The organism is Paraburkholderia sp. (assembly GCF_036488505.1).
Lineage (GTDB): Bacteria > Pseudomonadota > Gammaproteobacteria > Burkholderiales > Burkholderiaceae > Paraburkholderia.
This window is the reverse complement of the sequence record NZ_DASXHN010000048.1, coordinates 1-7,756: the sequence shown is the minus strand read 5'-3', so window position 1 is coordinate 7,756 and position 7,756 is coordinate 1. Positions and strand designations below refer to the sequence as shown.

The window sequence follows — 7,756 nt, the reverse complement described above, 5'->3', positions numbered from 1 at the left end:
ACCCGTCATCCGCCGTTGCGGCTCGCCTTCTATGGCGACGATTTCACCGGCTCCACCGACGCGCTCGAAGTACTCGCCTTCGCGGGACTGCGCTGCGCGTTATTCCTGAACCCGCCGACGCGCGACCAGCTCGCGGCGCTCGGCGGATTCGACGCGATCGGCGTGGCAGGCGACAGCCGCGCGATGACGCCCACCGAAATGGACTCGGCGCTGACGCCGGTGTTCGCGGCGCTGCGTGCGCTCGATGCGCCCATCATTCACTACAAGGTCTGCTCGACGTTCGACAGCGCACCGCATATCGGCAGCATTGGACGTGTGATGGAAATTGCGCGCAAAAGCTTCGGCCCGCACGCCATTCCGATCGTCGCGGGCACGCCCGCGCTGAAGCGCTATTGCACGTTCGGCAACCTGTTCGCGCGCTCGGGCACGGACGGCAAGGTCTATCGCCTCGATCGTCATCCGATCGTGAGCACACATCCGGTCACGCCGATGGACGAAGGCGATCTTCTGCGCCACATCGCGCGCCAGACGGACTTGCCGCTGACGGGTTTTTTCCTGCCGAATTTCGACGATGGCCGCGAGACGCTCGATCGCGAGTGGCAGGCCGCGCTCGACGCCGCGCCTGCCGGCCTGCTGCTCGATACCGCGACGCCCGCGCATCTGACCGAGGTAGGGCGGCTACTCGAAGGCTATGCGAAGGCCCACAGTCCGGTGTTCGCGGTCGGCTCGTCCGGGCTGGAATACGCGATGTCGCAATGGTGGGCCGAGCAACGCACGCTGCCCGCGATCACGCGTTCGTTCGATCGCATCGAGCCGGCCGCGCCGATTCTCGCCATGTCGGGCAGCGCATCACCGTTGTCGGCGGCGCAGATCGACGCGGCGATCGCGGCGGGTTTCGCGGATATCGCGATCGACGCCCGCGCGCTGATCGACGACGGTGAAGGCGCACGCGCATTCGACGACATTGTGAATCGCGCGCTCGGCGCGTTGCGCGACGGCCGCAGCGTCATCGCGCATACGGCGCGCGGACCGCGCGATCCGCGCATCGGCGAGATGCTCGACGCACTCGTCGCGAAAGGCATGACCCGCGACGACGCGCGTCATCGAGGCGGCCGCACGCTCGGGCAGCGGCTCGGTGCGATCGCCGATGCGGTACTGAAGGCCGAGCCGTTGCGCCGTCTGATCCTGTCGGGCGGCGATACGTCGAGCCAGGTCACGAAGGTGCTCGGGCCGGATGCGCTCGAAATCGATACGCGCCTGACACCGGGTGCGCCGCTATGTCGTGTGATCTCCGAAAAGCCGCATCTGCGTGAGCTTCAGGTTGCATTGAAGGGTGGGCAAATGGGCGATGCGGAATTCTTCGTCCGTGCGCGGGACGGGCATGTGGCGTGACGCGCTGACTGATGCAGACGTTTAAGGGCGGCGATGTCGGGAGACCTCGCCGCCGCAGAATCTACCGCTTACTTTGAACTCGAAGCGTCGAACGTTTAAGCTCAGGACTTCAAAAATCCGACCGAAATCCACGGCACCGCGGCAATCACGATGATGCCGACGAACAACGCGACCATATAGCCGATGATCGGCCGGATGCCTTCGTCGGGATGGATCTTGCTGACCGCGCACGCGCCGTAATAGCCGACGCCGAACGGCGGCGAGAACAAGCCCAGACCCATCGACAGAATCACGACCATCGCGTACTGCACTTCGTGGATACCCACGTCGCGCGCGATCGGGAACAACAGCGGCCCGAACAGCACGATAGCCGGAATGCCTTCCAGCACACTGCCCAGCAGCACGAACATCACCACCGACACGGCCATGAAGCTCACCGCGCCACCCGGCAGGTGCTCCATGAACGACGCCAGGTTATGCGAAAAACCCGACTGCGTGAGCGCCCATGCCATCGACGTCGCCGTGCCGATGATGATCAGGATCGCGCCCGACAGTGCCGCCGTTTCGACCAGCATCGGCGAAATCCGCTTCCAGTCGAACTGGCGATAGATCAGCAAGCCCGCGATCAGCGAATAGACGATACCGACCGTCGACACTTCCGTCGCCGTCGCCACGCCCTCGACCACCGCGAAGCGGATCACCACCGGCAGCGCCAGCGCGGGAATCGCGATCACCAGCCGTCTGGCGATTTCCGAACCCGGTGCACGTTTGGACGACACCGGGTCGGTGCGCCGCGCGCGCCACCACACCAGCACGCACAGCGCGAGCGCGAGCACGAAACCCGGCAACAGACCGCCCGTGAAGAGCGCCGAGATCGACACGCCGGTCACCGAGCCGATCGTGATCAGCACGATGGACGGCGGCACGGTTTCCGTCTGCGCGCCCGTCGCCGACAGCAGCGCGACGAGTTCGCCCGGCTTCTCGCCGCGCTTTTTCATTTCGGGAAACAGGATCGGCGCAACGGCGGCCATGTCGGCGGCCTTGGAGCCCGAAATGCCCGAGATAAGGTACATCGCGCCGAGCAGCACGTACGACAGACCGCCGCGCACGTGGCCGAGCAGCGACGCGAGAAAGTTGATCATCGCGCGCGCCATGCCGGTCATTTCGATCAGCAGGCCGAGGAAGATGAACATCGGCACGGCGAGCAGCAAAAGCTGCGACATGCCTTCGTCCATCCGGCTCACGACGATTTCCAGCGGCATCGCCGTGGACAGCGACAGATACGAAAACACCGCCAGCCCGAACGAGAACGCGATCGGCATGCCGGACAGCACGGTGAATCCAACCACGCCGACGAAGAAGATAAGCAGGTTGATGTTGCCGAGCGATTGCAGCACCGGACCCACCGTGTGCAGACCGGTGACGACCGCCGCTACCACCACGAGGCCGATGCTCGCCTGCTTCCAGCCGAGCGCCAGCAGCTTGACGACCGACATCAGCAGCATGACGGACACGCCGTAGACGATCGCCGCGACGCGCAGCGCGTCGTTGATTTCCAGCGCCGGCGTGACGATCCCCCATTGCTGGTTGAAGTACGCATAAGCCGGCGCCACGATCAGCCCGAGGAACAGCAGGCTCGCGACCAGCGAGACGGTGTCCCAGATCGCCCCCCACTCGTTGCCCGCACGATTGACGATCGCCGTCATCCGCATGTGCGTGCCGCGATGCAGCGCCGTCGCGGAGCCCGTCATCGCGAGCCACAGGAACAGAATGCCCGCCAGTTCATCGCCCCACACCAGCGGGCGGTGATACGCGTAGCGGGCCACGACGCCGCTGAAGAGCAGGATGATCTCGGCCAGCACGAGCAGGGCCGCGGGCACGGACACGATCAGCCCGAGCACGCGGTCGGCGAGCGCAAGGCCCGGCAGCATCGAAGAGGCGGCCGGCGCAGCGTTGCCGTCGCCCGCCCCTTGCGAGAAATCCTCCGCGCTCTGCGTTCTCATGCTAGTTTCCCGGTGACCTTCTCGAGCAACGCCCATTCCTCGTCACCGAAGAATTTCTTTTGCTCTGCGTAGAAGCCGCCTTTCTGCAGCACTTCGCGGAAGCTGCTCATGTCGGGCGCGTTGAACTGCAGTCCCTTGCTTTCCAGCGTCTGTTGCAGCGACGCGTTGAGCTTCGCCACGTCCTGGCGTTGCAGCATCGCGTAGGCGTTGAGGTGCTTCGAGGTGATGTCGCGTATGTTCGCCGGCAGTTTTTCCCACGCCGCGCGATTACCCAGGAACCAGAAGCCGTCCCACATGTGGCTGGTCATCGAGCAGTACTTCTGCACCTCGTAGAGTTTCGCCGTGTCGACCACCGCGAGCGCGTTTTCCTGACCTTCGACGACCTTGGTCTGCAGCGACGAATACACTTCGTTGAAGCTGATCGAAGCCGGCGCGGCCGACAGTGCACGGAACAGCGAGATCCACAGGCGGCCCGGCGGGACGCGCAGCTTCATGCCCTGCAGGTCGCCCGGCGTCGTGATCGCCTTCGTGCTGGTCGTGATCTGGCGAAAGCCGTTGTCCCACACCTTGTCCTGCACCACGAGACCGCCCTTGGTGATGAGGCCGCGCAGATGCGCGCCCAGTTCACCGTCGAGTGCGCCGAACACCTGGCCGTAGTCCTTGAACGCGAAGCCCACGCCAGTGATCGCCGTCTTCGGAACCAGCGACGAAAGCGCATTCGCGCCCGATAACGTGAAGAACTCCAGCGCCCCCGCGCGCAGTTGAGCGAACATGTCGGGATCGCCGCCGAGCTGGTTATTCGCGAACACGCGAATTTCCATGCGGCCGTCGGTCTCCTTATTGATGGCATCGGCGGCTTGCTGAATGCGCACGTTCAGCGGATGGGACGCCGGCAGGTCGGTGCCGACCTTGTAGCTGAATTCCGCCGCCTGCGCGCGTCTGATCCACGGCGCGCCGATCATGCTCGAAGCGGCTGCCGCCACCGTCCCTGCACCCGTCACGAGAAAGCTTCGACGATCGATTTTCATGCTTTGTCTCCTGGTTGTTTAATTTGCCATGCATCGTTGCGGCGAAGGCCGCGCGGAAAGAGGGCGTCTTCTGACGGCCGCCGGAACGAGCCGGCGAACGGGCTACGGTGCTGCAGCGAGAAACTGGCCCGCTCCTCAGTCGATGCTGATGACCGGCTTCACTTCCTCGAAGTTCTTCATGCGCTGCATCGCGATGTTGACCTGATCGAGCGTGTAGCGGCCGGTGATCATCTCGTGGAACGGAAAGTCCTGCTGGTGCTTTTCGAGAAACTGAAGCGCGAGCGAGTAGCTGCGCGCATCGCCCGAGAACGAGCCGAACACCTGCAGGTTCTTCTTGACGATCATCGAAGGCGCGATCGTCGTTGAGGCTTCGCCCAGTTGGCCGACTACCAGATAGCGGCCGCCCTTGCGCGCAAGCGCGAGACCTTCCGCGAAAGCCGCCGGCACGCCGGTGAATTCCATCACGATGTCCGCGCCACGGCCTTCGGTCTGTGCGAGCACCGCGTCCAGACGCTCTTGCGCGGTCGTGCCGTCCACCGGAATGCAGACGTCCGCGCCGAAACGCTCGGCCATCTTCAGACGCGCCGACGGCGAGCCGATCACGATGATCTTCTTCGCCCCGCGCACGCGCGCGTTCGCGGTCGCGAGCAGGCCGAGCGGGCCCGCACCCTGAATCACCACCGTTTCGGTCGGCTCGATTTCGCCGATCTGCGAGAACGCGTTCATCACCGAGCGCAGTGCGCAACTGGAGAGGCTCGCCAGTTCGTTCGGCACCGAATCCGGCACGCGCAGACGGCCTGCCTGCGGCAGGATGTAGCCGTATTGCGAGAAACCGCCGAGCAGATACGGCGCCTCCTCGATGTTCTCGTACATATACGCACGGCGGTTCGTGCAGAGCGTCGGCTTGCGCGCAGTCGTGCAGAAGAAGCAGCCGCCGCACGACGTGTGCGTGTAGACCACGCGGTCGCCCACCTTCAGGGGCGTGCCAACCGAGTCGGTCGCGACGCCCGCGCCCGCGCGCACCACGCGGCCGACCATCTCGTGACCGACGATCACCGGCAGATTCACTTTCAGCGACAGCGAGCCTTGCCATAGATGAATGTCCGTGCCGCAGATCGACGACATTTCGAGCTTGACGAGCGCGGCGGAGGGCTCGACGTCGTGCGGAATCGGCACTTCCTCGATGGTGAGCGGCGCCTTGAATTCACGCAGCACGGCTGCGCGGGAAAACTCGGGAACGGCGGTCATGCGATGTTGTCTCCTGATGCTTGTAATCGATAGCGCGAGTCCCGCGTCCGGCGCGAGCCCTTGTCGTTTAGCCGTGCTTCAACACGACGGTCTTCGCGACGGTGTATTCCTTGAGCGCCTCGAGACCCTTTTCGCGGCCATGACCGCTACGCTTCACGCCGCCAAATGGCAGTTCGATGCCGCCGCCCGCGCCGTAGTTATTGATGAACACCTGGCCTACGCGCAGCTTTTTGGCGACACGCATCTGACGCGCGCCGTTCTCCGTCCACAGACCGGCGACGAGACCGTATGCGGTACCGTTGGCGATCGCAATGGCTTCGGCTTCGTCTTCGAACGGAATAGCGGCGAGCACCGGGCCGAACACTTCGTCCTGCGCCAGTTCGTGCTCGACCGGCACCGGCCCGAACAACGTCGGCGTGACGAAGTAACCGGTCGCGACCGCGCTGCTGTCGAGCGTGCCCCGGGCGATCACGTTGATGCCGTCATGGGTCGCACGCTCGATGAAGCCCTTCACCTTGACCTGCTGCGTGCTGTTGATGACCGGGCCGCAGTCCAGGTCCGCCGCAGGCCCGCCGACGCGCACTTCGGTCATCTTCTGCCTGAGCACGGCGACGAAGCGGTCATAGATCGAGCGCTGGATCAGCACGCGGCTACCCGCTGAGCACGTCTGCCCCGCGTTCTGCGTGATGACGCCGACGATGGTCTTCGCCGCCGCTTCGAAATCGGCGTCCTCGAAGACGATCTGCGGCGACTTGCCGCCGAGTTCAAGCACGCACGGCACGTGGTTCTTCGCGGCCGCCGTCTGGATCAGCGTGCCGACTTCCGGCGAACCGGTGAACGACAGGAAATCGACATCGGTATGCTGCGACAGCGCCGCACCCGCTTCCTCGCCCAGACCGGTGACGAGATTGAGGACACCAGTCGGCAAGCCCGCTTCGTGCGCGAGCGCGGTGAGGCGCGAGCAGCTCATGCTGGCGTCCTCGGCGGGCTTCAGTACGACGGTGTTGCCGGTCGCAAGCGCCGGACCGATGGTGCGGCCAAACATCGACGCCGGGTAGTTCCAGGGGATGATGAGGCCACATACGCCGCGCGCTTCGCGCTGCACGGTGACCTGATAGCCGTCGAGAAACGGCAGCACGTCGCCGAGTACTTTGTCGGCGGCGCCCGCGTAGAACTCGAAGTAGCGCGCGGTCGCCTTAATGTCCGTGCGGGCCTGCGTGATCGGCTTGCCGGTGTCGCGCGCCTCGATTTGCGCGAGATCCTCGATGTTGCCGAGGATCAGCGCGGACAGCCTGCTGATGATGCGGCCGCGCTCGAAGCCGGCCATCGTGCTCCACGGACCCGCCAGCGCGGCGCGCGCGGCGGCAACGGCACGGTCGATCTCAGGCTTGCCGCCCCGCGAGATCGCCGCGAACACTTCGCCGTCGGTCGGCGAGCGCACTTCCAGCGATGCCTGCGATTGCGCGCCGCTCCACTCGCCGGCGATGAAAATGGTTTGAGTCTCCGTAGGCATGTCTGTCTCCTGTTCGAACGTAGCGATGTCTGGTCGGTGCTGCCGGGCTGAAAAAAGTATATGGACATCGCCAGTGCCGCTACAAATACGGATTGGCAATATTGGGTATAATCCTTGCCTATGGCCCGACGCTTCTGCTGACAACCGCACATAGAGGAACGACAACGAATGGACATCCGCCAGATGCGGTATTTCGTGGCCTGCGTCGATGCGGGCAGCCTGTCCAAAGCGGCGCTCGCGCTGTCCATTTCGCAGCCTTCCCTGTCGCAGCAGATCTCCGAAATGGAGAGCGATCTGGGCGTGCCGCTCCTCGTGCGCAGCTACTCCGGCGTCGCGCCGACCGAAGCGGGCACCACCTTCTACCGGCACGCACAAGCCATCATCAAGCAGTTCGCGCAGATGCGCGGGGACGTCAAACGCGGCGAGCACGCGCTTTCGGGCCAGGTCGCGATAGGCTTGCCGACGAGCGTTTCCTCGGTGCTTGCGGTGCCCTTGTTCGAACGCATGCGCGCGCGCTATCCCGGCATCCAGTTGCAGATGTTCGAGAGCATGAGCGGTTACCTCAACGAACT

6 protein-coding genes are annotated in these 7,756 nt (G+C 64.6%); 2 read left to right on the top strand and 4 right to left on the bottom strand.

Annotated features, from left to right (window positions below):
- Positions 1–1,392: four-carbon acid sugar kinase family protein (locus VGH68_RS02805; RefSeq protein WP_331601982.1), on the top strand; the 1,392-nt coding region annotated here is incomplete at its 5' end.
- 101 nt (positions 1,393–1,493) lie between these two features.
- Here the strand turns inward: VGH68_RS02805 and VGH68_RS02800 are convergent.
- From VGH68_RS02800 to VGH68_RS02785, 4 genes are all read right to left on the bottom strand, one after another.
- Positions 1,494–3,395, bottom strand: a complete 1,902-nt coding sequence (locus tag VGH68_RS02800; RefSeq protein WP_414696883.1) for a TRAP transporter large permease subunit — start codon at positions 3,393–3,395, stop codon at positions 1,494–1,496.
- Positions 3,392–4,423 (bottom strand): TRAP transporter substrate-binding protein, encoded by a 1,032-nt coding sequence (locus tag VGH68_RS02795; RefSeq protein WP_331601981.1) that lies wholly within the window; start codon positions 4,421–4,423, stop codon positions 3,392–3,394. The genes VGH68_RS02800 and VGH68_RS02795 overlap by 4 nt, the downstream gene beginning before the upstream one ends.
- 135 nt (positions 4,424–4,558) lie before the next feature.
- Positions 4,559–5,671, bottom strand: coding sequence for a zinc-binding dehydrogenase (locus VGH68_RS02790; RefSeq protein WP_331601980.1), 1,113 nt, complete (start codon positions 5,669–5,671; stop codon positions 4,559–4,561).
- A 67-nt stretch (positions 5,672–5,738) separates the two neighbouring features.
- Positions 5,739–7,184, bottom strand: a complete 1,446-nt coding sequence (locus VGH68_RS02785) for an aldehyde dehydrogenase family protein (RefSeq protein WP_331601979.1) — start codon at positions 7,182–7,184, stop codon at positions 5,739–5,741.
- Positions 7,185–7,352: 168 nt separating this feature from the next.
- On the opposite strand from VGH68_RS02785, the gene VGH68_RS02780 reads away from it, so the two are divergent.
- On the top strand, positions 7,353–7,756 hold a 404-nt coding region (locus VGH68_RS02780; RefSeq protein ID WP_331601978.1), incomplete at its 3' end, for a LysR family transcriptional regulator.